The following is a 26,930-nucleotide window of genomic DNA, read 5'->3' as shown; positions in this document are numbered from 1 at the left end:
TCTTGGGATTCGTCATTTTTAAGCACAAATCTACAAAACAACTAAACTTAATAATTATAATAGCAACACCTGTAGATGATGCTCACTCATCTACATTCTTGGTTTTGCTGCACTTTTGTAAATAGGTAATGTCTATGCTGTCTATCTTTGATATCTACAAAATCGGTGTTGGGCCATCTAGCTCACACACAAATGGTCCTATGATTGCGGGGTATAATTTTACCCAACTTATCCAACCTCATTTAGATCAAGTGGCTCGCGTGCAGGTGGATCTTTATGGTTCTCTTTCATTAACGGGGATTGGTCACCATACCGATCGCGCAACCATTTTAGGTTTACTAGGTAACCGTCCAGATACCATCAAGATAACCAGTGCAAACTTGGCAATGAAAAAAGCCATTGAAGATAAGGTATTGCATATCGCAGGTGCTCACGAAATCACCTTTGATTATGAAACTGATATGCTTTTTCATAAAACCAATTTGCCATTACACGAAAACGGCATGACGATTTCAATCTTTGATGCCGCAGGCCAACAACTGGCTATAGAAACTTACTATTCCGTAGGCGGCGGATTTATTGCAACCGCTGATGAGCTAACTAATGGCAAAAGCGCGACGGGTGTTGAAGTCGAGTTCCCATTCAAATCTGCGGACGAGATGCTAGAAAAAGCTGAGAAGCAAGGCCTAAGCTTAGGCAGCTTTATTCTGCGTAACGAAGTTTCTTTTCAACCAATGGAAGCGATTGATGCGAAAGCCGACCAAATTTGGAAAGTCATGTCATTGTGTATGGAACGAGGTTTCCAAACCGAAGGCATTCTTGACGGTGGCTTAAACGTGGTTCGTCGTGCGCCTGCATTATTAAAAAAACTGGAAGCAAATGCTTCTATTGAAAGTGATCCTATGGAAATCATGGATTGGATTAACTTATTCGCGTTTGCGGTAAGCGAAGAAAACGCGGCGGGTGGCCAAGTGGTTACCTCCCCAACTAATGGTGCGGCAGGTGTTATTCCTGGTGTACTGATGTATTACCATCGCTTCATTAAAGAGCTAGACACTAAGCAACTGAAAGATTTCTTAGCGGTATCTGGTGCCATTGGTATTTTATATAAAACCAATGCGTCTATTTCTGGGGCTGAAGTGGGTTGTCAGGGTGAGGTTGGTGTTTCATCATCAATGGCTGCCGCTGGCTTAACGGCACTTCGCGGTGGCAGTAATGAGCAAATTTGTATGGCAGCTGAAATTGCGATGGAACATTCGTTAGGTATGACGTGCGACCCAATCGGCGGTCTTGTTCAAGTGCCTTGTATTGAACGTAATGCAATGGGCTCAATGAAAGCAATTAACGCCTCTCGTATGGCTCTTAAACGCACAAGTAAGTGTCTTATCTCGCTCGATAAAGTGATCGATACCATGTATCAAACAGGTAAAGACATGAACCGTAAATACCGTGAAACCTCTCTGGGTGGTTTGGCGTTAATTCACATGGCACCACCGTGTGAATAATAGTAAGCGAAGCTAATAACAAAAAATCCAGAGTTCTCAAACGAGGCTCTGGATTTTTTATGTTTACTATCTAAATGTTGAATTACTTTTTATACGGAGAGACTATCGTATTTCCTGTCACTGCATGATGAGAAACCATCACTAAGTCTTGATATAAAGATCGGATATTCTCTTCACTCAATACTTCATTAGGCTTACCTTCTGCCATCACTTCACCGTTATTAATCAAAATTAAGCGATCACAAAATTCTGCGGCCGTATTAAGGTTGTGAATCGCAACCAAGGCTGACTTTCCGTTTTTACATTCTTGATGAAGCACATTCATTAACTGCGATTCATGACCAATATCCAAACTGGCTGTCGGTTCATCAAGCAGCATTAATGGCGTACCTTGCACCAATAAACGAGCAAAGTGAACAAGCTGCTTCTCACCGCCCGATAAATCAGTCACGGTACGATGATGTAAATGCCCAATACCGACTCTTTCTAATGCGGCTTGGCTTTGCTCTTCAATCACCGCTTTAGAGATCAGTGTTTTCTGTTGCTTTGCATGAAAACCTAATCCTATGGTTTCCATCACACTGAATGGGAATGCTGCTTCGCTGTATTGAGGTAAATAACTCATACTTAATGCTCGGTCAATATGAGAAAGGCTAGATAGCAATTCGCCATCAATAATGATCTCTCCCTGTGAATACGCTTGAAATCCACTAATGCATTTCATTAACGTACTTTTACCTGCGCCATTAGGCCCTATCACGCCAACCAGTTCACCTGCACTCATCGAAAAGGAAATGTCTTTTAGTAGCGTTTTGGCTCCCACTTGGTAACTCAAATTAGAGACGGTTAATAATGGCTTCATGCTAAACGCCCCTTTCTTTGAAATCGAATAATCAAGCCAATGAAGTAACAACCACCAATGAAGGAGGTAATGATCCCCGCTTTTAATTCGTTTGGCGCGATAATCCAGCGACCTAACAAATCACACACAAGTAAGAAAATCACACCGAAGATAGCTGAGAATGGCAATAACTTTTCATGAGCAGGGCCAACAAGCAAACGCACCAAATGCGGCACCATTAACCCAATGAATCCAATCGGCCCTGCAATCGCTATCGACATCGCGGTAAGCAGCGTTGCAAACATCAATAATTTAAAGCGTGTTTTCTTGATGTTTAACCCCATTCCGTGAGCACTTTCTTCACCCAAGGCTAACAAATTCAATGAACGACTTTCTTTGAGCAGCAATATAGACACAACAATAATCACGGGAGCAGGCCATAACAAATGTTGCCACATGCGCCCATCTAAGCCCCCCATTGCCCAAAACACAAATTGGCTAACTTCGTATTGTTGAGCCATTAATAGCAGACCCATTCTAGCTCCGCCAAGCAAGCTAGATAATGCCAACCCCGTTAAGATTAAAAACAAAATTTGAGAAGATGAATGACGTGAAGCCAACACATAAATAAACGCGGATGCTGCCAACGCACCCACCGTGGTAAAAATTGGCAACCACATTGGGTTCATAAATGAAAAGCCCGTCACTATCGCAACCACTGCACCAAAGCTGCTGCCCGAACTGACCCCCAATACATCAGGACTCGCGAGTGGGTTTTTAAATAAGCCTTGCGTACATGCACCCGCTAATGCCAATGCCCCACCCGCTAATATTGCGGCACAGGCTCTTGGTAATCGAATATGCAACACAATGGCAGAGGCCAAAGGATGCTCTTTCGCAGCCAATTCACTGCCACCAAGCACATAGCTTTTAAACATAGCAAGTATATCTATAATTGGAATATGAACAGCTCCGACACTTAGATAAGTGAAAAACAACCCAATAAATAGGCTGACTGAAACCAATATTTGAAATGACGTTAATCGATAAAATGGCATCATTGTTTCTTATAGGCAGAATGGTTAACGAATAGGATTGCATCAACAATGTACTGGTTATACACACTTCTTAATACATGTGGCATTTGATAAACCCGCCCTTCTTTGATCGCCGTTACCGATTGTAATGACGGATCAGATAAGATCGTTTGTCTAAATTTCTCAGCGCCATTATCATCGCCATAAACCCAAGCCGGAATAAACAACACATCAGGATTAAGCACAATCACCATTTCTTTTGATACTGGCACTTGCCCATATTTATCACTGACTAACCCTTCAATCGCATTTTCTAATCCCGCTTGTTCTAATACTTCATCCCACGTGGAATCTTGGCCACTTGAGGTTCCCCAAGGATTATAATCAAGAGCTCTTAGCGCCTTCTTAGGGTGAATTAAATGATTACGTAATCGAGAATGCATCATCTCAATCACTTTTTCTGCAGCGTCTCGGCGATTAACAATATCACCAACACGTAAAATCTCGGCTTCAATTTCAGCGATAGTTTTTGGGGTTTGAATTCTATAAACAGGAATACCTGCACTTTCAATAATGGCTAATTTTGAAGCATCGCTCCAATTAGCAGCAAAAACGATATCAGGGCGATTCGCAATGATCATTTCTACATTAAGCGCCAATAGCGGAACCGATTTAGGAAGAATGTCTTTTACTGCTGAGTAGTTTGGGTTATCCGCTAAATCAGTTAGACTGGATAAGCGATTATTATCAACCAATTCTAATAATACCGCGTCAGTAAACAACGTTTTCGATGAGATCTTAATTGGCTCTTTTTCAATGATGACTTGATTGCCTAAACCATCGGTTAAAGAGAGCGGATATATGGTGTCAGCCATTGATGAGAATGACAAGAATAACGAAAACGTGATGAGAAAAGATTTAAACGCCGGCCAATGCATGGTAACTCCTGTAAATCGCGTACCTAGTAAAATAGTTTACTTCTTGTAAACCGAACCCTTCGTATCTGACTTAAATACTCAATGTATTCTTACAGTGGCGCGCCCGTTACGGAGTTTCACCGTATTCCGAAGATGGGGCGTATTGTACTTTGCTGCGGCACTATATTCTATCTTTAAACCCTGAAACCATTTGTTTAATTCGGGCTAACCCATAGTAATAGAAGCGATTTCTTTCTATAGTGACTCTATAATAGGATGTATTACTCAAGGGATAAAAAATGAAATACACGTTGTTGCTTCTATTAACCATGTTCGCTTCTGTTAGTTTTGCCAATACTGAAGAACAAATCACTCAGCCACTCGTCAGCATTAATGCCACTGTTGATATAAAAGGCCTTGAGCAATCGGCCGAACAAGGCGCACAAGCGATGCAAAAAATGGCCAACTCCCTTGAGCTAATCGCAAAAAATAGAAACCTCACACCAGAGCAGCAAGAACACATTTACCAAACGATTGAAAATATTAATAATCTGGTTGATATTTCATCCAATTCCCTTAGAACACTGCCGACCTTTCTAAAGCAATCTAAAGAAACACTCTCAGAAAGCAGCTCACAATTTTTTGATGATCTGACTTTTAAAGTTATTTTGTTACTCTCTCTTGTTGTTCTTGCCTTAGTCACCATTATTGCCTGCTTCTATTGGTTTATTCTTCGCCCACTGCAAAACACCTTATTGCAAGCCACCACCAATATTTCAACCATGGCAAAAGCCATCGAAAATTCCGCCTTATCTCTTGAAATGACCAACAAAAATCACGACAACATTTTGCAGCTACTAAGCCAAGAAAAGGATAATCAATCTTAGAGTAGACGTGATAAAATAGCGTCAATTATTATTGATAACAAAGTGATTTAATTATGGCCCTAAAAGCATCAGGTGTGGTTGGTGAACTTTCATACCCTTTCATTTTTGAAGACAGCCCACTGTGTGATTTTGAAATTTTAACCGATGAGTTATGTACTTATACGGGGTTGGCTTTATCTCAATTAGCCTCAGGCGAGGTTCGAGAATCACTTGAACGTTTACAGCCAAAAATCTTTAATTTGAATGGTTCTATTCGTGGAAAATGTGGCATTTTTGAAGACGATATTCAAGAACTGCTCACGGATTTATATCACTTTAAATCCCAAGTAACCGATGATGCAAAACGCTTTGTATTACCAAGAGGTACAGGTGCAGTAATCCAATTGCACCAATGCCGTAGTTTAAGTAAAAAAGTGGTTCGAGCACTCGTTCAAGTAGATAAATTAACCACGAAAAAAATCCCAGAAACACTGCCTCGTTTTGCGAATGTACTTGCGAATTATTACTTTGCGTTGACTCGAGTATTAAATCAAGATTCTGGAATAGAAGAACCAGAATACATCAGCATTAATTATCCAATGCCAAAAAATTAAACCCTAATTGACCTAATAATTTATTGGTTTTCTTAACTGAATGTATACAGGAAAACCAATAAATATATTAAATACTTATTAACATTCTAATTAATGGCGAATTTTGTTGCCGTTATGTCAACGATGTAATCACGGTGAATGAATAACGATTTATTTTGAATAATCCTTATTATTTATACAAAATAGATCAATTAATATTCATTAACTATTCCATAAGTATTGATAGACCTGCTCATATATTATAAAGTCTCTCCTCACGTTACCCTTTCCAATTTAGTGATTTTCCTCGCATAATTTATGCGGTATATCGCTGAATTACCTTATTATTTGTTAATTTTTTGTAAGCGATTTACGTCATGGAATTAAATAAGCCTAATACCTTCTTTTTTTGGCCACGTTTTATCGTGTTATTCTTTTCTTTGTTATTTTCTGTTTTCTATTTTTACAAGTACTCAGAGAATGAAATAAACGTTAACAAAATAAAATCTGAACAGAAAGCAATTATTGCTGCGCAAAAGAAATACATCTCAATGACTCTTGATAGTATCGGTCAAGACCTCTTACTATTGTCTGACTTTATTGAGATTAATCATGCCTATAATTCCCATAATAAAAAACTCATTGAGCTCACAGAAGCCAATGCACTTGCATTAAGTTTACGTAAAGGTTTGTATGACCAACTTCGTTATATTGATCTAAAAGGCAATGAAATTATCCGTGTTAATTATAATGACGGAGATCCTTCTATTGTTCCTAAAGCACAATTACAAAATAAAGCGAATCGTTATTACGTGAAAGACAGTTTAAAGCTGCATGATGGCGATGTTTACATCTCAGCACTTGATCTCAACATTGAGCACGGCGAGATAGAAATCCCGCACAAGCCGATGCTCCGTCTTGCCACGCCTGTTTATGATGACAATGGTCAAAAACGTGGAATTGTTATACTCAACTACTTAGCAGAACACTTATTGGATGGATTGAAAATATTTAATTTGAACCAACATGATCATCATATGCTGATCAATCATAACGATTACTTCTTATTCTATGACAGAAGACCAGAGTTAGAATTTGCCTTCATGTTTCCTAATAATGAAGAGAAAAAATACTCCGCTATTTACCCAGAAACATACCGTTGTTTAAATCACAAAGCGTCAGGCCAAGTTGATATCAGCTCTGGCGTGCTTACTTTTGATTCGGTATTCTCGTACCCAAAAAATATCGATTCATCTAATTCAATTCACATTGTTAAACAAGATACGTGTTGGCGTTTAATCACTTTTGTGCCGAATTCAACAAAATGGACCATTGCGAATACCTCATCGAATGATTTGCATATTTTAGGCAGTATGATCCTATTCTCATTGTGCATGTCTTACATTATCGCGCAGCTGCAACTTAAAAAACGCATCGATCATAATGAAATACGAAAATTGGCACATCACGACAGTTTGACTGGCTTAATTAATCGCGGGTATTTTAAAAAATTATTCCATTGGAAAATGCAACACGCCCGACGATTTGAATCAAAGCTAGCGCTAATCTATATTGATCTTGATGGCTTTAAAGATCTCAATGACAGCTTTGGTCATAGCGTTGGAGATCTGGCATTAAAAGCAATCTCTAAGAATTTAGAATATGCCTTCTCTATTAATGCGTATGTTTCTCGTATTGGTGGGGATGAATTTGCAGTCCTGATTTATGATGTTAATGACACACAAGAAGTCATTGCACAGGTTGAAGCGTATTTGTATTTATCCCATCAACCACTCACCCTTGATGATAAACAATACATGCTCAACACCAGTATTGGCGTTGCCTTCTTCCCTGAACACGGCACAAACATCAATGCTCTAATGCATAACGCCGATGAAGCAATGTATTACATCAAACGTTCAGGAAAAAATGGATTCCAAATTTTTAGTCTTTAATCTTATCTTCTACTATGCCCATGCCGCCTTGGTATGGGTGTGGTGATACAAACGCCAACATAACCAAAATATCACGCTATACAATGCACCTGCGCCAAAAATAACCCTATCCCAACCACCGTGCTGCCAACAATACATCAAATAGAATCCACCAAGGCTCCCGCTCACATAATAATGAACCAGATATAACGCCGTCGCTGTCGATTTAGCCGTTACTGCTTGCTGACTCACCCACCCATACGCCAACGAATGTGTAAAAAAAGCACCAAAACTTAATACATTCAAACCAATTAGAATCACAACTAATGAGCTATTACTTGCAATTAACATCCCACATAAACTGATCAACGAACCAAGAAACATCCCAGATACCGCACTAAAACGGTGACACCACATTCCAACCAGTCTTGAGCTGATCGTGCCAGACAAATAGCACAAGAAAATCATAGAAGCGATACTGATTGGCAAAGAGTAAGGTTCGGCTACCAATCGAAACCCTGTTACGGTGTATAAATTCACAAACAAAGCGAAATTAACGCCACCAATGAGCATCGCAAACAAGATTTTCTTATTTCTTAAATGTTGAAAGATAATTCGATGATATTGAGATAACGAAGGCGCATTATCTCGTGGTTTCTCTTTCTTCGGAAGTACAAGCGCCACGATGATAGCCCCCACTAAACTGAGTACCGCCATGCAAAACACAGCAGTTTGCCAATCAAAATGGTCGGTAACCATGCCTCCAAAAATACGACCAGAGATCCCACCTAAAGAATTTGCACTAATGTAAGCACCAATGGCATGACTGAATGCTTTGGCCGAAAACTCTTCTGCCATATAAGCCACCGCTACCGCAGCAAAACCTGCCAATGCCATCCCCATTAACCCCCGACTAATAATCAACAACATTAGGCTGTTCGTTAGTAATGGCGTTAATCCGATCACTGGCAATAAAAATAGACTGATTAATAGGATTTTTCGACGCCCTATCATCTCAGAAGCAATAGCCCAAGGCAGTAGCATTAACGCAAGAGTGAATGTTCCAGCGGCAAGTAGCCCGTTAATTTTAGTTGCAGATACCGCAAAATGATCCGCCAGTGCAGGAAGCATTGGTTGAAACAAATACAAATTACAAAACACCAAAAACGAACCAAAGGCCAATGCGGCACTTACTTGATAATACGCTCGACTGCGAAATTCAATCATCTTAGTGATCATCATTAGGAAACAATATCAAAACAGTAGCAAGTTCATTGGAATAGTGAAAATATATAATAATTATCGTTTTGATAGTTTTTAGTTATGGCGAGGCAATGCGGATGGATACAAGATTACTAAGGTACTTTGTTGCAGTTACAGAACATCAAAATATTACTCATGCAGCCAAAGCACTGCATATTGCGCAACCTGCGCTCAGTGTTGCAATAAAGAAATTAGAAAACAAGCTAGAGCTTGAACTCTTTCGTCGCAATGAACGAAAAATAGCACTCACCCATGAAGGTGAAATTTTACTGACTCATGCAAAACTCATTCTTCAACAATTGGATGATGCAACTCTTGCAATGAAAGAACTAAGAGGACTAGAGAAAGGGGAAGTACGATTAGGAGTCCCTAGTATTATGGGGACTTATTATTTCCCTGATGTTTTAATGGCCTTCAAAAGTCGATACCCAAAATTAAAACTCACCATGATTGAAGCAGGCGCACAATCTATACAAAAAATGCTGCTCGATGGGGAGATAGATTTAGGCATTACTCAAGTTCGTGACTTACCCGAAGCACTCGATTCGGACCATTTAGTTCGGTCTCAAATGGTTGCGGTGGTAAGCACAGACCACGAATTTTCAAAAAAGAAAACCTTATCTTTTAAAGAGTTCTTCTCTCAAGAGTTAGTGATGTTTAAACAAGGCTACTTTCACAGAGAAAGACTAGATGCCATATGTGAGCAAGAGAACTTAACTGCCTATTTTTCTTTGAAACCAACCTATTACCTGTTATTTTGAAAATTGTAAAACGGGATTTCGCTATCAGTGCATTACTTGAGTTAGCCACAGAAAACGAACCTGATATTGTCTCTATTCCTTTTAGTGACCCTATATTTTTAGATATCTCTATTGCGTGGAGAAAGAATGGTTATCTCTCAAAAGCAGACCGAACCTTCTTAGACTTTGTGAAACAAAACCACTAGAACTACCTTAAATTTCACTAAAAGTTCCCCAAATTAAGCCCTCATAAATGGAAAATATGACTACCAAATTCGGTACTGACATTAACGAAAATAAGTGGAATATTGAATACCAGCTTAGCTTTCAACATCAAAATAATAAAAATGATGAAAGCAATATTAAGTTAAAAGTCACGCAACGAATGTGAAATGTTAGCCAAAAAATGAGGTGCCACAATGAAGAAATATATTCCTGTCCTACTTGCTCTTAGTGCAGTTTCTGGTGCTAGCTATGCGGCAACAGCGCCAAAGGCAGATACTGCTGATTATTTACAAATGCGTAACGGTGTTGCTTATCAAGTGAATCAAGACAACCCTTATACTGGTCAGTTTGTTCAAAAATACGATAACGGACAAATATCAACAAAAGTGGAATTTAATAAAGGGTTAGAAATAGGCACCGAAAGTAATTGGTACCCGAACGGTCAAATGGCCTCTAAGCTGAACTATAACGACGGTAAGCTTGAAGGCGTAATGCAAACTTGGTATGCAAATGGCCAGAAAAAAACAGAGTTCACTTACAAGAATAATAAGCTAGATGGAAAAGCAACGCGTTGGTATGACAACGGCGAGAAAAACCTAACCATTAGCTACGATGATGGCCAAAAAGACGGCCAATACACCAGCTACTATGCAAATGGTAAGAAAGCGACTCAAGCAAGCTATGATGAAGGAAAAATCAAAGACGGTTCACTCACTCATTGGAATAATCATGGTGATAAAGTAGAACAATTAACCTTCAAAAATCAAAAAGTCGTTTCTGAACAAACATGGTTACCAGAGAGCTAATCAACAGATTTTATAACAATTAATAGTTAACGTTAATGCAATAACAAAAAGTTCGCCCTACAAAAATAAAGCCCTTATGCACACAAAGTACATAAGGGCTTTTTATTTGTAGGCTCATTATTTATCGATTCAGATCAAGGTACACAATATTACTCAAAGTTTATCCGTTTACGTTAAATGAAAATAACATTAACCCACCAATGATTGATTGAAATGAAGACGCCAAATCAAGTGTATAAAAAAGCTAAGCGCATGAGCACTTAGCTTCTAATTAAAAATCGTCAACGTATTTTAATGAGACAGTATCCACTTCTATCTAACTTCTTCTGCTTCTACGTCTTCATGTTTGTATGCAATAAAACCATACATAGTCCAACCAAGGAAAGTAACAATAGACCCCCACATCATTGCATCATAACCCGCCCCATAAAGAGCATAAAAACTGTATACTGCCGCCACAACCGCAATAAAATTCGTTTTACTCATCTCTTTTTTACTAACATGAGCGAACTTTTGCATAATGAAGATAGCTGCCATACATAGGATATAAGGCACGACGTTGGTAACCACCGCTAAGTTGACTAACGATTCAAATTGCTCGTTCAACGTTGGACTGATTGTCATTAGCGATAATACCGTTTGAATCACCGTAATAATGATCATTCCTTTTACAGGTGTTCCTCGTTTATCAATTTCAGAGAATACCTTTGGAAAGAAACCTTCATCAGCCGAGCTTTTAAACACAGAGGCGATAGTAAACTGCCACCCTAGTAAAGACCCAGTACATGCAATCACAGCTAAACCAGCAACCGCTTTACCAGCCCAAGACCCTAACATAACTTGCCATACCAAACTGAATGGTGCCGTTGATGCTGCTAGAGCTCCATTTTCAACAATACCCGCACAAATGTTAGTAGAAACAATATAAACCACCGCCGCAATTAACGTACCGCAAAGCACTGCGATAGGAACGTTCTTCTCTGGATTTTCAACAGAGTCACTGTTTGCACATGCAGATTCCAACCCAAAAAACGCCCAAAGCGTCATAGCTATCGATGCGCTCACCGCATCACCAAAGGGTAAACTGTGTGGATTCCAAGAGTTAACGTACATTTCAGGACTAAACCAGAACCATCCAATTATTCCTAAGCTACATACAGGTAAAATAACGCCCCATACCGTAAAAGTACCAATTTGTCCTGTTACTTTTGCGCCACCAAAATTTGCAACAGTACATAACCACAACACACTAATCGTTGCTATACACGTTTGAATCGGAGTCAATGAGATCTCAAAGAACGCTTGGGCATAACCCACCGACGTAATCGCAATCGCAATGTTCGCAATCAATAAAGAAAGACCATAAGTCCATCCCGCCATGAACGCGCCTGAATCACCAAAAGCATAAGAGGCATAACCATTCATACCACCCGGACGTTTACTAAATCGCCCACATTTGGCAAAAACATACGCTAAACTCATGGAACCAATCGCAGTAACAAGCCAAGAAATAATTGAGATGGAACCCACTTGTGCCAATTTACTTGGCAGCATAATAATGCCGGATCCAGCCATGTTAATAAAAGTAAGGACCGTAAGTTGAACTACGCCCATTTTAGATTTTTGTGTCATAAGATCACCCTGAGTGACGTGGCAGGAGATCCCACCACGTTCATTAGTTGTTAGTTTGATTCGTTAAGGACATAACAAAATGCGGTAGTTCGGCCATTTACTTCTTCTAAATAAACACCTTGAATTTCAGGAGCGAATCCTGGGAACTGGTTAATCCCCTCTTCTAATGCTAAGAAGTATTGGGTAACTTGGCTGGTCCACGCTTCTCCAGGGATCACACATAGCACACCCGGAGGATAAGGAAGTGCACCTTCAGCGGCGATTCGTCCCGTTGCTTCTTTCAGTTCTACGTATTCACACTCTCCACGGAAATACTGAGTGTTTGCTTGTTGAGGAAGCATTTTCATTTCAGGGAAATAGGCCTCACGGAACATACAACGTTGCAGCTCTTTTACATTCAACTCACGGTACATATTATGCATTTCAAGACATAACTGTTGAATTGTATAACCTTTATAACGATCTTTATTTGCTTCATACACGGTTGGTAACACCACTTGCAATGGAGCATCTTCTTTCACAAATTGTTCGAAGCGATTAATTTGCGCCACCAGTTGGTGCATTTTTGCCATGTCTTCAGCAGGTGTAAGCAAGAACAAAATAGAATTCAAATCACACTTCTCAGGAACAATGCCATTTTCACGTAAGAAGTTAGCGAGTAGCGTTGCTGGAATACCAAATTCAGCATAATCCCCGTGTTCATTAATCCCCGCTGTCGTTAATAACAATTTACATGGATCAACAAAGTATTGTTCCTTACCGTAACCTTCAAATTTGTGCCATGTGTCTTCAGGATTAAATAAGAAGAATTTTTTCTCATTTGCAATTAATTCCGTGTCATAGTCCTGCCATAATTGGCCATCAACTATTTCAGGAATAAATGGCGTAATATATTCACAGCTATTCAATAATTCTTTACGCGTTTCAATACCAATTTTTACACACTCATGCCATAACTTACGGCCAGATGCACCATCATGAATTTTGGCATTCACATCTAATGCTGAGAATAAAGCATAAAATGGGCTGGTTGACGCATGCATCATGAAGGCATTATTAAAGCGTTTATGATTACAGTAACGAGCTTGTCCTTTGATATGACGGTCTTTTTTATGGATTTGGGAGGTTTGAGAAAAACCAGCTTGTTGCTTATGAACCGATTGAGTAACCAAAACACCTGCATCTTCAGGTTTTAAATCCAACAATAATGGAGAGCAATCTTTCATCATTGGAATAAATTGCTCGTAGCCTACCCATGCAGAATCAAATAAAATGTAGTCACATAAGTGGCCAATTTTATCCATTACAAAACGCGCGTTATAAATCGTACCGTCGTAGGTTCCTAGTTGAATAATCGCCATTCTGAATGGACGTTCTTCTTTTGCTCTTTCTGGATCTGTTTTTGCAATTTGACCGCGAATATAACTTTCATCAAAACAATGTTCATCAATGCCACCAATAAATCCGTATGGATTTCGAGCTGTTTCTAAATAAACAGGAATCCCACCCGCTTGAAATAACGCACCGTGATGATTTGATTTATGGTTATTTCGGTCAAATAGCACCAAATCTCCCGGAGTTAAAATTGCATTACAAGCAACCTTGTTTGATGCAGATGTCCCATTAAGAACAAAGTACGTTTTATCTGCATTAAACACTTTTGCTGCGTGTTTTTGTGCTGCACACGCATGACCTTCATGGATTAACAAATCCCCTAATGCCACATCCGCATTACATAAATCACTTCGAAATAAATTCTCGCCAAAGAAATCATAAAACTGTTTACCAGCATGGTGTTTTTTGAAAAACTGTCCTCCTTGGTGTCCGGGACAATCAAACGCCGCATTCCCTTGATCAACATACCGGGTTATTTTTTCAAAAAATGGTGGCAACACTTTTGATTCGTATTTATGAGCAGCTTCGTTAATTTGACGACAATAATATGAGATAGATTGTTGAGTTAAATCAATAACACTGGTTACTTTTGCATAATCACAAGAGCAAAGTTGGCGAGTACCATCACCACAAATAACAAAAACTGGAATGCCATAACACGTTTCTTCAATTTGTTGATGTACCTTACCTGACACATCATCAAGGGAAAGAATAACAGCACTCACATCCGTTAATGCGACAGTATCAATCGGTCTTAATTCTCGGTTAAACGTTTCAACCAACATATCAGCGAGAGGCATGAAGTAATCACCAAGATTATTACTTATCGCAATACTTAAATTTTTCATAATTAATTTCTTCTGTTTGAATGACAGAAGCGAAATTAAAAGATTTAGAATATGAAGAACAACATCAAGAGTAATTTGTTGATCTCATTCACAATATTAATATTATTAATAATTTATTTTATAAATATACGATTTCATTACTTTCATTTAAAAATTAAAGGTGATATTTACGCACGCATAATAATTAAGATGGTTATATAATCCATCACTAAATTTAACCTTTTTAACATAGTTGACATTTATATCATACTGTAAATATACGGTTGCATTATTTCAATCCGTAATTTATATTCTAAAAATAAATATCTCGATTGAGATAATAAAAACAAACAATTGTATTTTTAAACGCCAATATATTATTGGTTAAGTAGTTAATGATAAGTTTTCGAGAATGAAGATTTCGCCTTTACCATATATCCATATATCCATATGGTATTAAAATGAGTATTTTAACGTCAGTGTCTATATCATAATGAAAGCAGTTAATCCTTTAACAGACAATGAAAAAATAACCCTAAAAGAAGCGATCGCTAATCATCCAAAAAATAGAGTAAGAATACGAGCACATGCGATTATTCTCAGTGATAAAGGCTACTCTATTTTAGCGTTAACTGATATTTTAGACGCTAAATTTGAGACCATATCGTCATGGATAGACCATTGGGAAGCCTGTGGAATGCTCGGATTGTATGACGCTGTTCGTATAGGTAGAAAACCTATTTACACAGAAGCAGAAGTATATCGTTTGAAGTCATTGGTTGATGAAGAGCCACATCAACTTAAACGAGCACAAGCAATACTTGAAGAAGAAACAGGTAAAAAATCCAGCTTAGACACTATTAAACGAAATATAAAAAAAGTGATTACAGTTACAAAAGAGCCCGACACTCATTAAAGTTAAAGCGTGACGATATGAAATTCAATAATTTCAGTAATATATTGAATTCATTGATTGAAATGGAACGTACGAATAAATGTGAACTCTTTTATTTTGATGAGTCAGGCTTTAGTCAGAAATCTAATCTTCCTTATTGTTGGGGACCTATCGGTGTTCAATCGCTAAGGCCTGCTCATTCACACAGCAAACGGCTCAATGTTCTTGGCTTCTTAAGTAGACAAGGTAAATTGAGTTTTCAAACAACGGAAGGAAGAGTAACTACCGATACAGTAATTGATGCATTTGAGCACTTTATCAACGCACGAAAAAACGATAAGCCATGCTTTATTATCTTAGATAATGCCTCTTTTCATAGGTCAGCAAAATTTAAACAAAAATTGCATGAGTGGTTGATGAATGATGTATTAGTTTGTTATCTACCACCGTACTCTCCAGAGCTCAATATCATTGAGATATTGTGGAAGAAAGTAAAATATGAATGGTTACCATGTGAAGCGTTCAAAACGTTTGAAGACCTCAGTATTAACATCAAAAACATATTAAATTATTACGGCGAAAAATTCACAATAACTTTTGCGTGACTACTTAGTAATTAATATAGGGAAATAGCTATGTATGATATTAATACGTATTATAAATTCATTGCTGCTCGTTTTTTACTTGAACTTAATACTGCTTACCTTGCAAAACTGTTTGGAGTACCTTTATCTAAAATAAATAGCATAGAATCAAATGCATGCAAAATACCAGCAATTTACTCATTTGCCATTAATAGCTTGATTTCAAAAGAGGAAAAATCGGAAGGAATATACAAATCTCTAGAAAATGATGATCTAGAATCTTTCTGTAGAAAAATAGATAAAGCGTCAAAAATAAATAGATTAAGCTGTTCTAAATGTCATTCAAGAAATTTACATGTAATGAAAATAAAAGAAGGGATATATTTTATTGAGTGTATGAAATGTAAAAAAACAATGTATTCGAGTAAAGATTCAGCAGTAAGATATTATTCTTGGCAGAACAAAGGTATTTATTTGTCACATTATTTATATACTAAAAAATAAAAGCACTCAATTAATTAGATTATAAAGATAATATAAACATGCCAACAATATACCCACCTTGATAACAAGAAATATACACCATATATAGAGCACTACGCTAGATCGTTAAAAGTTAAAAATTATATTCCATTTTTAGTGGGAATTCAGTCATAAACATTTGTTTAATAACTAAGCGGATATGTTCACTTTTTTCATAAAAGTATCAAATATATTTTTATTTATCTGTTCATTATATTATTTATCTTCACATGTGATTCAACCTCTACTCAAAAAAATACCATTTCAACACTCTGGTTAAGATCTTAAATGTTAAATTTGATTGAGTAAATCACCATAAGAATCATTATTATTGATAGTACCTATCAGATTTGAACTTTTCAGCTAAAACACCGTAAATATCTCTTCCGCTCCAATAAAGTGACTCTACAAGCCTACTGACTTCTTTTAGACTGGTTGATGAAAAAGTAGATCAGATTGACCATTGCAATTCAACGTTATGAATTTATGTAATTTTTAATCTATATTTAAGATCTCAGAAAGTAAAAATAAAGTCAGGTACTCATAAATCAACGTAATGATTTAGGGTAATTAATCAAAATAATAACTTAAGGGAAGTGTTAACTTATGATGAGTTTAATCTTCTTGCTACTACTCGTTGCGATGCTCTGCGCGTTTAGTGGCAAAAAAAATATCAGTTACATTCTATTTACGGTATCGGTCATTATTGGCTTGTTCTGGTTTCATCATCACGCGACAGATCCTCTGTCCATTTTATTATAGGTGCATGTATGAACAGTAAAAATGTAACGTTATTAAATATCCTTGGCCTGCTCGGTATTACGTTTGTATTATTGATGGGTTCAGTACTTCAGGTCGCTTGGAATGAGCTTCCTTGTCCGCTTTGTCTGCTTCAGAGAGTTGGTTTTGTTATGGTTATGTTTGGCTTTATGCTAAACATTATTTATGGCACGCAACAACGTCATTACGGGGTTATTCTTGTCGGTGCGCTGTTTGGTGCAGCAACCGCATTACGCCAAGTATCACTTCACGTGATCCCTGGAACTCCAGGATTTGGTAGCCCAATTTTAGGTATGCATTACTACACATGGGCATTTGTTATCTTTATGATGGCGATTGTGGGTGTTGCTGTATTACTTATGCTTTGGAATAACGATTGGTCTACTGATACTTACCAAATGAATGCATTCGGTAAATTCGCCTGCGTCTTAGCTATTGTTGCTGTACTGGTTAATGTCCTTTCTACTTTTGTAGAATGTGGCCCATACCAATGCCCAGATAACCCTGTGAGCTATTGGTTATTGGATATGTTTTCATAACCAATACCGTATTAACATAACTATAAACGGCACCTCTAAAGTGTGCCGTTTTTTATAGCTAAACGATGATGTTCATTCAATATAATAAAAATAAATGTGTTGAGCCTGCCATTCTACTTCTCGATATTATCAGCGAGCCTTGCAACACTATCAGTATTTAGCTCAAAAAGATGCCATGCTATTGATTTCTTTTATCTTTATAGAGCTGAACATCCGCCAATTTCAAAGCTTCGTCAATGGTCATGTTCTTATCTTTATTAACAATCCCCGTTGATATAGTTATTGATAAATCATTAATAATAAAAGGTTTATTTTTTGTGTTTTCTTTTAATTTATACCCCAGTTCTTGAGCCTTATCTAAAGGACAATTCATTAAAATGACCAGAAACTCATCCCCTCCGATTCTAAACAAGTAATCATTTTCTCTAAAGACAAATTGCATTGACGACGCAATATGTTTAATCGCTTCATCACCAATATGATGGCCAAACGAGTCATTGATCTTCTTTATGTTGTTACCATCAATCGAGATCACAGACAGACAATCATCCATATCATTTTTCTCTTTTATTTTGGATAAAAGCGTTCGATTTGAAATTTTAGTCAACTCATCCATATTGGATTTTTCGCTCATTTCACTTAACTCTTTCTTACTATTTGAAATTTTGATGTTTTTCACTAAAAATAGATAAGAAATAAAAACGAATAAAAAGAAAATAAACCACGTATCTTTGAAAAAGATATACATAGGAATATTATATTTTATAACTAAATTATTACTAATTGTTCGCTCTATAGAGTATGAAAAGTTCCTAAAAAATATGTTTTTTTGCTCTAGCGTAATTATTTTCTTTAAATTTTTATCCACCATATATTTGATGTTTTTATTTAATAAGAAATCACTGGCTATATTTACATCCATATTATAATCACCAATGACATTACCAAGAAAATAAACAGGTGATGATATTGATATAACTGATTTGCTCTCATCAAAATAACTGTCATAAATGTTAGAAACAAGAATTCTATCTTTTAATGAAAATTCACTCGAAAATAATGAGCATGTTTTTTGAACCTCACATGCATCTTTAGAAAAAAATTTTTTGTAATCATCAACAGGGCGAGTTGTAAAGAGGAATTCATCATTGTATGAACGGTAGTAACTATCACCACCGCGCCTAATCAAAGAGGGTAAATCGTAGTTAATGTCGTAAAGAAAGCCTATAATATGGTTTGTTCTATCTGTTCTATCTGTTCTATTCGTATTCCCATAAGTGCTATACCTTAATTTACTCAGATTCTCTACGATTCCATTCACTTCTTTTTCATTTTTAAAGGCACCTTTAATTAATAGTCTGCCTTCAATATATTGAGAGATTAGGTAAGTAATATTCTTCGCGTTATCAATTTTATTCACCAGAATAGTAAATGATTTTTTTTCATTAGAAAGGAAGTAGTTAGACGTTAATAAGTAGTTAATGATAAGTTTTCGAGAATGAAGATTTCGCCTTTACCATATATCCATATATCCATATGGTATTAAAATGAGTATTTTAACGTCAGTGTCTATATCATAATGAAAGCAGTTAATCCTTTAACAGACAATGAAAAAATAACCCTAAAAGAAGCGATCGCTAATCATCCAAAAAATAGAGTAAGAATACGAGCACATGCGATTATTCTCAGTGATAAAGGCTACTCTATTTTAGCGTTAACTGATATTTTAGACGCTAAATTTGAGACCATATCGTCATGGATAGACCATTGGGAAGCCTGTGGAATGCTCGGATTGTATGACGCTGTTCGTATAGGTAGAAAACCTATTTACACAGAAGCAGAAGTATATCGTTTGAAGTCATTGGTTGATGAAGAGCCACATCAACTTAAACGAGCACAAGCAATACTTGAAGAAGAAACAGGTAAAAAATCCAGCTTAGACACTATTAAACGAAATATAAAAAAAGTGATTACAGTTACAAAAGAGCCCGACACTCATTAAAGTTAAAGCGTGACGATATGAAATTCAATAATTTCAGTAATATATTGAATTCATTGATTGAAATGGAACGTACGAATAAATGTGAACTCTTTTATTTTGATGAGTCAGGCTTTAGTCAGAAATCTAATCTTCCTTATTGTTGGGGACCTATCGGTGTTCAATCGCTAAGGCCTGCTCATTCACACAGCAAACGGCTCAATGTTCTTGGCTTCTTAAGTAGACAAGGTAAATTGAGTTTTCAAACAACGGAAGGAAGAGTAACTACCGATACAGTAATTGATGCATTTGAGCACTTTATCAACGCACGAAAAAACGATAAGCCATGCTTTATTATCTTAGATAATGCCTCTTTTCATAGGTCAGCAAAATTTAAACAAAAATTGCATGAGTGGTTGATGAATGATGTATTAGTTTGTTATCTACCACCGTACTCTCCAGAGCTCAATATCATTGAGATATTGTGGAAGAAAGTAAAATATGAATGGTTACCATGTGAAGCGTTCAAAACGTTTGAAGACCTCAGTATTAACATCAAAAACATATTAAATTATTACGGCGAAAAATTCACAATAACTTTTGCGTGACTACTTACCATCCAGAAGACGATAACAACCCATCTAAAATGGTGTATTTAGAAGACCCATTTGGCAACTTATTTGAGCTTTACTCACACACCTACGAAGAGACGTATTCATCAGAATATGAGTAACACACCATCACGTAAATAACGATGAAAGAAGGGTTGGCCATTGTGCCAACCCTTTTTGCTATTTATTGATTAGTCTTGAGATTTTTTCGGCTTTCTTTTTTTGTACACCACACAAAAATTGCCACGTCTGGTTCGGCATTTTGAGCATCGTTCACAATCAACAGCGGCTCTATTACCTTCTTTCCAACGCTTTATGAGTTGAGGCTCAGCAAGCAAAGGACGTGATAAAGCAAAATATTGAATATTGGTGTTCGCCGCCATCGCTTCGATTGCGTCAATATCAGTCAACCCACCTACGGTAATTACCGGAACAGTCACGTCTTTACTGATCACATCCCCATATTCATGGAAGTAGCCTTCTTCTTGCAAGGTATAACCATCAAATGACTCCCCAATCATAGCGCTTGCATTACCATGAATGTTGCCTGAAATGATAATGGCATCGACGCCAATTTCTTCCAGTTTTTTACAAATGAGGCGTGTTTCGTCGAAGGTCAAACCGCCTTCAAAAAACTCAGAGGCAGTGAGCTTCACTAAAATAGGGAAGTCATTGCCAACCCGCTTTCTTATCTCAGTATAAATGTCTAGCAAGAATCTCATGCGATTGTCTAAGCTGCCGCCGTATTCATCCTCTCTACGATTATAGTATGGGCTTAAAAACTGATTGATTAAATAGGTGTGTGCAGCATGAATTTCAACGCCATCAAAGCCAGATTCTTGCGCTCTTCGACTTGCTTGAGCAAAGGCGTTTACGATGTAATCGATCTCATCCTTTATCATTGCTTTACCTAAGGTTAGAGTGCCTCTTTCGCACACCTCACTGGGTGCGAAAATGACTCTTTCACCGACATTGTAGGTCGTTTTTGTGCCGCCATAAGCAAGCTGCATAACGATTTTTGAATCATGGCTATGCACTAATTCGGTCAGTACTTTATATTCCTCAATAAAAGAATCATTGTACATTCCCATCATGCCAGCATTTGGCTTTTCTTCTTCGACGATATTGGCATAGCCGGTGACAATTAACCCAACGTCGCCTTTAGCGAGTTCCTCGTAGATGGCGTATAACTTATCTGTCATGTGCCCATCTTCTGTTGCCATATTTTCCCACGTCGCGCTTCTTATAAAACGGTTTTTTAATGTCATGTTGCCAATATGGGTTTCAGTAAACAAAGTGCTCAAGTGGAATCCTCTTTAAATCGTTATTTTTCATCATGGCTGTTCTTTTCTTGTTCATTTTTGTGATATTTGATGAGACAGCGTGAATATAACGACAATATGGATACAGTTCTTTAATCTGGATTAAAATAATGGCATATCCATCAAGTGAAAAGTATATTGTTTGGTATTGACTCAACGATGAGTCACTGAATATATAAAAAGGATGAAGGTATGAGAATAAAGGCAGGGTTGTACTTATTATTGGCGATGATCTCTTTTACCAGTTGGGCATCAGAGCGTGGTGAATTAGCTTGGGATCTGGTAGAGCAGGGGGCGTTATTGATCGATGTTCGAACCCCTAGCGAATTTAATCAAGGACATTTAGAGGGGGCAGCAAACCTTCCTTTAGATACCATCAATACAGCCTTTTCTGATATCGACAAACAAACGCCAATTGTTGTTTATTGCCGTAGCGGAAATCGTTCAGGTCAAGCGATGAGTTATTTAAAAAAAGCAGGGTTTACTCAGGTGTATAACGGAGGAAGTTTGGACGAAATGGAAGTGTCGCAACCCACTCAATAATAAACGTTTACTCATTAAAGTGGTGGGTATACAGAGCACTTCTGCCATTAGCCGACGCAAAGGGTTAAAAATAATGATGAATAAGCGTATTTTGCTGTCCATTGCTGCAACATATGAGTAATCTTCGTTTCACTTTTAAGACGCGTTTAGACGTCATTATTATTTTAAAGGATTTGTTATGATTTTAGATTTATCGATGTGGATTTGGCTGCCACTTGCGTTGGCGATTGCATTGGCTTTTATTCAACAAACAAAAGTCAGTTTAGGGTTACTCGGATTAACCTTAGTTGGCGCACTTATAGAACAACGATTAACCGTATCTGGATTAGTCGGTATGCTTGTTGGTTTGTTTGTTGCCTACAGGGCCCCAAGCTTAGAGCATAAATGGCAGATTGGTGCGTATGCTTTTATCTTTGTTTGGTGTGTGGCTCTTTTTCTGCACTTAATCCCGGGGTTTACGAACGCAAAAGTTTTAGACGCGGTTGTTTCTGGGCCACTAAGCATTCCATTTACGATGTATTTGAACCTTGATAAGCCGTTTATCTTCTTTGGTTTGTTATTAGCTTATCCTGCAATATTGGGAAGCAAAGCAACGTTCAATAAAAAAGCGATTCTACTTACCGCTATCCCATTATTTAGTTTGTTACCAATGGCATGGGGATTAGGTGCATTAAAGCCTGAATTCAGCCTGCCAAGTTGGTGGTGGTTATTTGCGTTAAACAATTTATTACTCACCTGCGTTGCAGAAGAAGCCTTCTTCCGTGGTTTTGTACAACAATCATTAAGTAAGCGATTTGGTTGGATAGTTGGCATCGCCATCGCCAGTGTTTTGTTTGGTTTAGCTCACATTGGCGGCGGTTTACTCTTGGTTGCTTTTGCTACGCTAGCGGGTGTTGGTTACGGCTTAGCTTTCCATTACAGCTCACGCTTGTGGGTTGCCGTGTTATTCCACTTCTTGTTCAATTTCTTCCATCTGGTGTTTTTTACGTATCCGATGATGAAGTAGGTTTATTTATAATAAATGTGGTAAAGGTCTGTTTTATAAATAGCAATATAGGTAAAGTTATTAGGACATGAAATGTAAGGGAAAGTCAGTAAATATTACGATGTTTTACTTACTGACTTTTGTTTTAAATTGAGTTATTGCAGTGTTTTTTTAATCATTTAGTTTGAAGGCTTGTTTGTAATAGATCTTAGCCTTTTAATCATGAGGTCAGATAGAATAGGGATGAAGTATGTCTGTTGAATTTTATGTAGATAAATTCCGTAACCTTAATATGAACAGTAAAAATGGACATAGAAGTCCACATAAAGTTTGCATGTTGCTAGCTGTAATGGATTTGATTAGAGCTGGCTATATCCATGAAAATAGAATTGAATTGACTGTAATATTAAAAGAGCGTTTTAGTTATTTTTTTAATGAACGTAAACAAAGCCAAGATAAAGACACACCAGAAAATCCTTTCTTTCACCTTAAAAGTGAAGGCTTTTGGCATTTATCTTACAAGGCTGATATTGATGGTTCTTTGGTTAAACGATATTCAAGTAAAGCAATAGATTATGCTTATCTAGATGATGAATTATTTGATTATTTCAAGAGCCCAATTATTGCTAATGATTGCAAAGATGCATTAATCGAAAACTTGTCTGATTTATCTGATCTTTATGTTCAATGGCTTCTGGATGTAGGAAAGTCTGAGAAAACAGCTAAAAATTATTCTCAAGCAATTAAAGGGTCGATTTCTAATTGGATGATACAAGAAAGCCTTATTACAGAACCGTTAACTGAAGTTAAATCTTTTCGTGAGTTTTGCCGCCTTTCTCAAAGTGCCCGTTCATTAGAAAAATTCAAAGAATTTAATGAAAGGGGTAACAGTATGTATAGCGCAGCATTAAATTCATACCAACGTTTTCTTTCCGATTTATCGCATGTAGATATACAAGCGGATATACAAGGTATTGTTGTAGACAATAAACTTAATCAAACTGAAAAATCAATTATGATTAATGCTCGCATGGGGCAGGGAACATTCAGAAAACAATTAATTGAAATGTGGAAGGGTTGTTCGATCACTGGTTACAAGAATACGCAAATGTTAGTGGCTTCTCATATCAAACCATGGCGAGAGGCTAATAATGAAGAGCGCTTAGATAAATATAATGGTTTGTTGTTGCTTGCTAACTTAGATAAAGCTTTTGATCTTGGTTTTATTTCATTTAGAGAGTCGGGTGAATTATTGATTTCTAGTCAACTCGAAGCTCCGGAAGTTTTAGGGCTAAAAGAAGGAATGGCTTTCAGTGTGCATCATCACCATCACAAATATTTAGCTCATCATCGTGCGATATTGTTTAAAGGTTTATAAATCATTTATTTAACGAGTATGATATTTAACCATTTTTCATTTATTCTGTTTGCTCTAAGATCTTCGGTTATCCACGTTTTTTTTATTGAAATAGGGAGATTAACTAATAGATCATTAAGTATTGTTTCATTTAAATTAGTGAAATGACGACCATTGTGTTTCACTTCGTTATGACCATATTTAAATGAACAGTAAAAAATACCATCATCTTTTAGGTATTGAGCAAGGTGAAATAATGTCTCTTTTAATTGTTTCATAGGAACATGCAATAAAGATGCACATGCCCAGATGCCGTCTTGGCTTTTTGGGGTTATTGAAAAGTTTAGAAATGTTGAATGCTGAATGGGATGATTGCTTAAATCCATTGCTAGGTGTACTAACTGCTCACTAGCATCAAAGGAAGTGACAGAGTAACCATGATCTAAAAAATATTTAGTATCACGACCAGAGCCACATCCTGCATCTATAATATGGGCTTTTTCAGGTAAGAGAGAGAGGAAGTTATCATAAATAGAAGACATATTTATGCTTACTGTATTGTCAAAAAAATCTTGTGCATTTCTATTGTAATAAGTGTAAGTCATATCATTTATTCTATTCGGCCTATCATTCCCTAAATAGTACCAATAATTACTTTCATGGTAAGTGCTTATCTCTCATTTTCCCTTTCAAGTTATTTAGCATCATTGTTTTTATTGCTGAATTAGGCCTTTAATCACAAAACTAATTGTAGTTAATTATGTTATTAAGTTAATAGTAAAATGCAAAGTGTGATATGCATTGTAAATATTCAGCGTTACCACCATTCATTTTACGAATAAAATGCTACATAATGGACCCGTTAATAAATCAGTTTATCCACTGGTTTGCAATAAATAAGCTCAAATAATAAATAGGTACACAAAGTACCAATGAGCGCTAGGTGACACGGCTAAATAGATAAAGGGATTCATATGTTTGAAACTCAAAGCATTTTTATGGTGTTTATGGAATGTTTAATTATTGGATTAGCCATTGTGTTAATTCCTATGGCAATAAATACGTTCCGTACATTGAGAGAAAAAGAATAGTGTTCTTGTTTTATCGGGTCATTTATTGTTAATTTATTTTATTAACCGTAAATGGCTTCGTTCCTTTCAAAATGGATTCAAAATTGAGTGTGTTCATCAGCGAGGTCTTATACACTTAGCGCCTATACGATGTTGCTCTATTTAGGAAACCCATGTCTCATTACTCTCTTATTGATATTCCTTTTAACCTCAGACATGTCTGTTGGTTTTGTGGGGAGCCTTCATTCGATTTACTTTCTTTTCCAAAAGCGACGCATCAGATCCGTCAAATTACCCATCAAGGGATAGAGCTTCCTGCATGTAAAGAATGCTTATCACTGCCGGCGGCGGGTGTGTCTGAATCTATTTGGTCGTTTAGAGATAAGATAAAACATGATCTTATGAACAAATACGCGAAGCATTTAGGTATTGGCTTACAGTGGACAGAGGCAGAATTGGCGGAATCAGAATTTGATGGGGCAATTCTAGAAGGCTTTGGTAAAAGTGCATGGCCTATGTATGAAATTGCCAAAGCGCGAGTAGAGTACACTGGCTGGGATCTTACCATTGATAATGAAGCATTAGATGGCTATGACGAAAGCAGTGGTTATGAGTTTGATGGTATCCGCTATTTAAGCATTCAAACCTGTATTGAGCATCACGTAAAAGCATTGTCTTTGGATTTGGTGTTATTAGAGACGCTTGTTGAAATAGTGGGGTCTGATCGTTTTGGTTACGCATTAAAAATAGCGAAATTTAACCGAGAGATCTCAAGTCGAGATCGTAACACCATCATTAATGAAATTTTAACTCAAGAGCAAGATAAGCTTGATATTCAAGAGTTAGAGCAACTAAAACAAACCACACACACATTACCTCTAGTGCCTGTTTCTGTTGATGGATCAATTGCACAACCCGAGGCGATTGAATGGGCGATTAAAAATAACTGTGTCAGTTTGGCTCTATTGGTTGAGCAAGAAGATGAATTTTTTGATGAGTTTGAACATTTAGGTGGGCCAATGGCCTTTGCCTTGTTTGATGGTTTACAGCTTTATTTGAATGCGAGAGCGAATACTCAGTGGATTCAAGACAATGATCCAAATGCCGAGCTTTGGAATGAATACGTAAATCGTTAAAACAACATGGCCTCTGTTTTTAGCAGA

24 protein-coding genes and 2 pseudogenes are annotated in these 26,930 nt (G+C 37.1%); 17 read left to right on the top strand and 9 right to left on the bottom strand.

What is annotated here, in order from left to right:
* Positions 1–134: 134 nt before the first annotated feature.
* Positions 135–1,505, top strand: coding sequence for an L-serine ammonia-lyase (locus VSAL_RS21575; protein ID WP_023602578.1), 1,371 nt, complete (start codon positions 135–137; stop codon positions 1,503–1,505).
* A gap of 82 nt (positions 1,506–1,587) precedes the next feature.
* Here the strand turns inward: VSAL_RS21575 and VSAL_RS21570 are convergent, their stop codons facing one another.
* The 3 genes from VSAL_RS21570 to VSAL_RS21560 are packed head-to-tail and all read right to left on the bottom strand — an operon-like array spanning position 1,588 to position 4,258.
* On the bottom strand, positions 1,588–2,367 hold the full coding sequence (locus tag VSAL_RS21570) for an ABC transporter ATP-binding protein (RefSeq protein ID WP_012552291.1): 780 nt from the start codon (positions 2,365–2,367) through the stop codon (positions 1,588–1,590).
* A complete protein-coding gene (locus VSAL_RS21565; protein ID WP_044583614.1) occupies positions 2,364–3,404 on the bottom strand; it encodes a FecCD family ABC transporter permease in 1,041 nt (346 codons plus the stop codon). The genes VSAL_RS21570 and VSAL_RS21565 overlap by 4 nt, the downstream gene beginning before the upstream one ends.
* On the bottom strand, positions 3,404–4,258 hold the full coding sequence (locus tag VSAL_RS21560) for an ABC transporter substrate-binding protein (protein ID WP_231850948.1): 855 nt from the start codon (positions 4,256–4,258) through the stop codon (positions 3,404–3,406). Before VSAL_RS21560 ends, VSAL_RS21565 begins: the two co-directional genes overlap by 1 nt.
* Positions 4,259–4,599: 341 nt before the next feature.
* Between VSAL_RS21560 and VSAL_RS21555 the strand changes: the two genes are divergently transcribed.
* The 3 genes from VSAL_RS21555 to VSAL_RS21545 all read left to right on the top strand — a co-directional run bounded on the left by VSAL_RS21555 (position 4,600) and on the right by VSAL_RS21545 (position 7,714).
* Positions 4,600–5,187: a hypothetical protein gene (locus VSAL_RS21555; RefSeq protein ID WP_012552288.1), complete on the top strand. Its 588-nt coding sequence runs from the start codon at positions 4,600–4,602 to the stop codon at positions 5,185–5,187.
* A gap of 53 nt (positions 5,188–5,240) precedes the next feature.
* On the top strand, positions 5,241–5,780 hold the full coding sequence (locus VSAL_RS21550; protein ID WP_012552287.1) for an adenosyltransferase: 540 nt from the start codon (positions 5,241–5,243) through the stop codon (positions 5,778–5,780).
* 356 nt (positions 5,781–6,136) lie between these two features.
* Complete coding sequence (locus VSAL_RS21545) at positions 6,137–7,714, top strand: sensor domain-containing diguanylate cyclase (RefSeq protein WP_012552286.1); 1,578 nt, start codon at positions 6,137–6,139, stop codon at positions 7,712–7,714.
* Between the two features lie 12 nt (positions 7,715–7,726).
* Here VSAL_RS21545 and VSAL_RS21540 read toward each other — a convergent pair whose 3' ends face one another.
* Positions 7,727–8,920 carry an MFS transporter gene (locus VSAL_RS21540; protein WP_173362154.1) on the bottom strand — a complete coding sequence of 398 codons (1,194 nt, stop codon included), beginning with the start codon at positions 8,918–8,920 and terminating at the stop codon, positions 7,727–7,729.
* A gap of 113 nt (positions 8,921–9,033) precedes the next feature.
* Here VSAL_RS21540 and VSAL_RS21535 point away from each other — a divergent pair.
* The 3 genes and pseudogenes from VSAL_RS21535 (at position 9,034) to VSAL_RS21530 (ending at position 10,727) form a co-directional block, all read left to right on the top strand.
* Positions 9,034–9,902, top strand: a pseudogene (locus tag VSAL_RS21535) (LysR family transcriptional regulator).
* 56 nt (positions 9,903–9,958) lie between these two features.
* Positions 9,959–10,087 carry a hypothetical protein gene (locus VSAL_RS24140; protein ID WP_017023393.1) on the top strand — a complete coding sequence of 43 codons (129 nt, stop codon included), beginning with the start codon at positions 9,959–9,961 and terminating at the stop codon, positions 10,085–10,087.
* A gap of 28 nt (positions 10,088–10,115) precedes the next feature.
* Positions 10,116–10,727 carry a toxin-antitoxin system YwqK family antitoxin gene (locus VSAL_RS21530; RefSeq protein ID WP_012552284.1) on the top strand — a complete coding sequence of 204 codons (612 nt, stop codon included), beginning with the start codon at positions 10,116–10,118 and terminating at the stop codon, positions 10,725–10,727.
* Between the two features lie 312 nt (positions 10,728–11,039).
* Here the strand turns inward: VSAL_RS21530 and potE are convergent, their stop codons facing one another.
* Together potE and speF are read right to left on the bottom strand one after the other, a co-directional pair.
* Positions 11,040–12,359 (bottom strand): putrescine-ornithine antiporter, encoded by a 1,320-nt coding sequence (gene potE, locus VSAL_RS21525; protein ID WP_012552283.1) that lies wholly within the window; start codon positions 12,357–12,359, stop codon positions 11,040–11,042.
* Between the two features lie 50 nt (positions 12,360–12,409).
* Positions 12,410–14,602 carry an ornithine decarboxylase SpeF gene (speF, locus tag VSAL_RS21520; RefSeq protein WP_012552282.1) on the bottom strand — a complete coding sequence of 731 codons (2,193 nt, stop codon included), beginning with the start codon at positions 14,600–14,602 and terminating at the stop codon, positions 12,410–12,412.
* 472 nt (positions 14,603–15,074) lie between these two features.
* Between speF and VSAL_RS23105 the strand changes: the two genes are divergently transcribed.
* The 4 genes from VSAL_RS23105 (at position 15,075) to VSAL_RS21500 (ending at position 17,901) form a co-directional block, all read left to right on the top strand.
* Positions 15,075–16,081, top strand: a protein-coding gene (locus tag VSAL_RS23105; RefSeq protein ID WP_085941784.1) for an IS630-like element ISVsa8 family transposase whose coding sequence is annotated in 2 segments (ribosomal slippage) — positions 15,075–15,453 and positions 15,453–16,081 — 1,008 coding nt in all. Because the reading frame shifts where the segments join, the coding sequence is not laid out codon by codon here.
* A 30-nt stretch (positions 16,082–16,111) separates the two neighbouring features.
* The gene (locus VSAL_RS21505) at positions 16,112–16,564 is read left to right on the top strand and encodes an LIM domain-containing protein (RefSeq protein ID WP_044583613.1); all 453 of its coding nucleotides are present in this window, start codon (positions 16,112–16,114) and stop codon (positions 16,562–16,564) included.
* Positions 16,565–17,188: 624 nt separating this feature from the next.
* Positions 17,189–17,344: a DUF5993 family protein gene (locus tag VSAL_RS24050; protein WP_182699848.1), complete on the top strand. Its 156-nt coding sequence runs from the start codon at positions 17,189–17,191 to the stop codon at positions 17,342–17,344.
* Between the two features lie 8 nt (positions 17,345–17,352).
* Entirely contained in the window at positions 17,353–17,901 is a 549-nt protein-coding gene (locus VSAL_RS21500) for a disulfide bond formation protein B (protein ID WP_012552281.1), read from the top strand.
* Between the two features lie 178 nt (positions 17,902–18,079).
* On the opposite strand, the gene VSAL_RS21495 is transcribed toward VSAL_RS21500, so the two are convergent.
* Entirely contained in the window at positions 18,080–19,321 is a 1,242-nt protein-coding gene (locus VSAL_RS21495) for a GGDEF domain-containing protein (RefSeq protein ID WP_012552280.1), read from the bottom strand.
* A 159-nt stretch (positions 19,322–19,480) separates the two neighbouring features.
* Here VSAL_RS21495 and VSAL_RS23100 point away from each other — a divergent pair.
* Positions 19,481–20,487 (top strand): IS630-like element ISVsa8 family transposase gene (locus VSAL_RS23100; RefSeq protein WP_085941784.1). Its coding sequence is split into 2 segments (ribosomal slippage): positions 19,481–19,859 and positions 19,859–20,487, totalling 1,008 coding nucleotides; the frame shifts between segments, so codons are not numbered across the junction.
* A pseudogene (locus VSAL_RS24045) lies at positions 20,484–20,612 on the top strand (glyoxalase); the annotation flags it as partial. The gene VSAL_RS23100 and the pseudogene VSAL_RS24045, both read left to right, overlap by 4 nt.
* 69 nt (positions 20,613–20,681) lie before the next feature.
* On the opposite strand, the gene VSAL_RS21480 reads toward VSAL_RS24045, so the two are convergent.
* Entirely contained in the window at positions 20,682–21,794 is a 1,113-nt protein-coding gene (locus tag VSAL_RS21480) for an NADH:flavin oxidoreductase (RefSeq protein WP_012552279.1), read from the bottom strand.
* A 210-nt stretch (positions 21,795–22,004) separates the two neighbouring features.
* On the opposite strand from VSAL_RS21480, the gene VSAL_RS21475 reads away from it, so the two are divergent.
* The 3 genes from VSAL_RS21475 to VSAL_RS21465 all read left to right on the top strand — a co-directional run bounded on the left by VSAL_RS21475 (position 22,005) and on the right by VSAL_RS21465 (position 24,718).
* On the top strand, positions 22,005–22,355 hold the full coding sequence (locus VSAL_RS21475; protein ID WP_012552278.1) for a rhodanese-like domain-containing protein: 351 nt from the start codon (positions 22,005–22,007) through the stop codon (positions 22,353–22,355).
* 178 nt (positions 22,356–22,533) lie between these two features.
* Entirely contained in the window at positions 22,534–23,361 is an 828-nt protein-coding gene (locus VSAL_RS21470; protein ID WP_012552277.1) for a CPBP family intramembrane glutamic endopeptidase, read from the top strand.
* Positions 23,362–23,590: 229 nt separating this feature from the next.
* Positions 23,591–24,718, top strand: a complete 1,128-nt coding sequence (locus tag VSAL_RS21465; RefSeq protein ID WP_012552276.1) for an HNH endonuclease — start codon at positions 23,591–23,593, stop codon at positions 24,716–24,718.
* A gap of 5 nt (positions 24,719–24,723) precedes the next feature.
* Here the strand turns inward: VSAL_RS21465 and VSAL_RS21460 are convergent, their stop codons facing one another.
* Positions 24,724–25,302 (bottom strand): class I SAM-dependent methyltransferase, encoded by a 579-nt coding sequence (locus tag VSAL_RS21460; protein WP_012552275.1) that lies wholly within the window; start codon positions 25,300–25,302, stop codon positions 24,724–24,726.
* A 638-nt stretch (positions 25,303–25,940) separates the two neighbouring features.
* Here VSAL_RS21460 and VSAL_RS21455 point away from each other — a divergent pair.
* Positions 25,941–26,903, top strand: a complete 963-nt coding sequence (locus VSAL_RS21455) for a hypothetical protein (RefSeq protein ID WP_012552274.1) — start codon at positions 25,941–25,943, stop codon at positions 26,901–26,903.
* The last annotated feature ends 27 nt before the right edge of the window (positions 26,904–26,930 follow it).

The sequence above is a fragment of the Aliivibrio salmonicida LFI1238 genome, from assembly GCF_000196495.1.
GTDB classification, from domain to species: domain Bacteria; phylum Pseudomonadota; class Gammaproteobacteria; order Enterobacterales; family Vibrionaceae; genus Aliivibrio; species Aliivibrio salmonicida.
Note: the sequence above shows the minus strand (reverse complement) of the source record. Positions and strands in the feature narration are given on the sequence as shown.

Excerpts from the sequence above, each read along its gene's own strand:
- VSAL_RS21460 (WP_012552275.1), bottom strand. The coding sequence starts at position 25,302 with ATGACTTACACTTATTACAATAGAAATGCACAAGATTTTTTTGACAAT.
- VSAL_RS21530 (WP_012552284.1), top strand. The coding sequence starts at position 10,116 with ATGAAGAAATATATTCCTGTCCTACTTGCTCTTAGTGCAGTTTCTGGT.
- VSAL_RS21555 (WP_012552288.1), top strand. The coding sequence starts at position 4,600 with ATGAAATACACGTTGTTGCTTCTATTAACCATGTTCGCTTCTGTTAGT.
- VSAL_RS24140 (WP_017023393.1), top strand. The coding sequence starts at position 9,959 with ATGACTACCAAATTCGGTACTGACATTAACGAAAATAAGTGGAATATT.
- VSAL_RS21470 (WP_012552277.1), top strand. The coding sequence starts at position 22,534 with ATGATTTTAGATTTATCGATGTGGATTTGGCTGCCACTTGCGTTGGCG.
- VSAL_RS21575 (WP_023602578.1), top strand. The coding sequence starts at position 135 with ATGCTGTCTATCTTTGATATCTACAAAATCGGTGTTGGGCCATCTAGC.
- VSAL_RS21475 (WP_012552278.1), top strand. The coding sequence starts at position 22,005 with ATGAGAATAAAGGCAGGGTTGTACTTATTATTGGCGATGATCTCTTTT.
- VSAL_RS21455 (WP_012552274.1), top strand. The coding sequence starts at position 25,941 with ATGTCTCATTACTCTCTTATTGATATTCCTTTTAACCTCAGACATGTC.
- VSAL_RS21500 (WP_012552281.1), top strand. The coding sequence starts at position 17,353 with ATGAACAGTAAAAATGTAACGTTATTAAATATCCTTGGCCTGCTCGGT.
- VSAL_RS21505 (WP_044583613.1), top strand. The coding sequence starts at position 16,112 with ATGTATGATATTAATACGTATTATAAATTCATTGCTGCTCGTTTTTTA.
- VSAL_RS21565 (WP_044583614.1), bottom strand. The coding sequence starts at position 3,404 with ATGCCATTTTATCGATTAACGTCATTTCAAATATTGGTTTCAGTCAGC.
- VSAL_RS21465 (WP_012552276.1), top strand. The coding sequence starts at position 23,591 with ATGTCTGTTGAATTTTATGTAGATAAATTCCGTAACCTTAATATGAAC.
- VSAL_RS21550 (WP_012552287.1), top strand. The coding sequence starts at position 5,241 with ATGGCCCTAAAAGCATCAGGTGTGGTTGGTGAACTTTCATACCCTTTC.
- VSAL_RS21545 (WP_012552286.1), top strand. The coding sequence starts at position 6,137 with ATGGAATTAAATAAGCCTAATACCTTCTTTTTTTGGCCACGTTTTATC.
- potE (WP_012552283.1), bottom strand. The coding sequence starts at position 12,359 with ATGACACAAAAATCTAAAATGGGCGTAGTTCAACTTACGGTCCTTACT.
- VSAL_RS21570 (WP_012552291.1), bottom strand. The coding sequence starts at position 2,367 with ATGAAGCCATTATTAACCGTCTCTAATTTGAGTTACCAAGTGGGAGCC.
- VSAL_RS21540 (WP_173362154.1), bottom strand. The coding sequence starts at position 8,920 with ATGATTGAATTTCGCAGTCGAGCGTATTATCAAGTAAGTGCCGCATTG.
- VSAL_RS21560 (WP_231850948.1), bottom strand. The coding sequence starts at position 4,258 with ATGGCTGACACCATATATCCGCTCTCTTTAACCGATGGTTTAGGCAAT.
- VSAL_RS24050 (WP_182699848.1), top strand. The coding sequence starts at position 17,189 with ATGATGAGTTTAATCTTCTTGCTACTACTCGTTGCGATGCTCTGCGCG.
- speF (WP_012552282.1), bottom strand. The coding sequence starts at position 14,602 with ATGAAAAATTTAAGTATTGCGATAAGTAATAATCTTGGTGATTACTTC.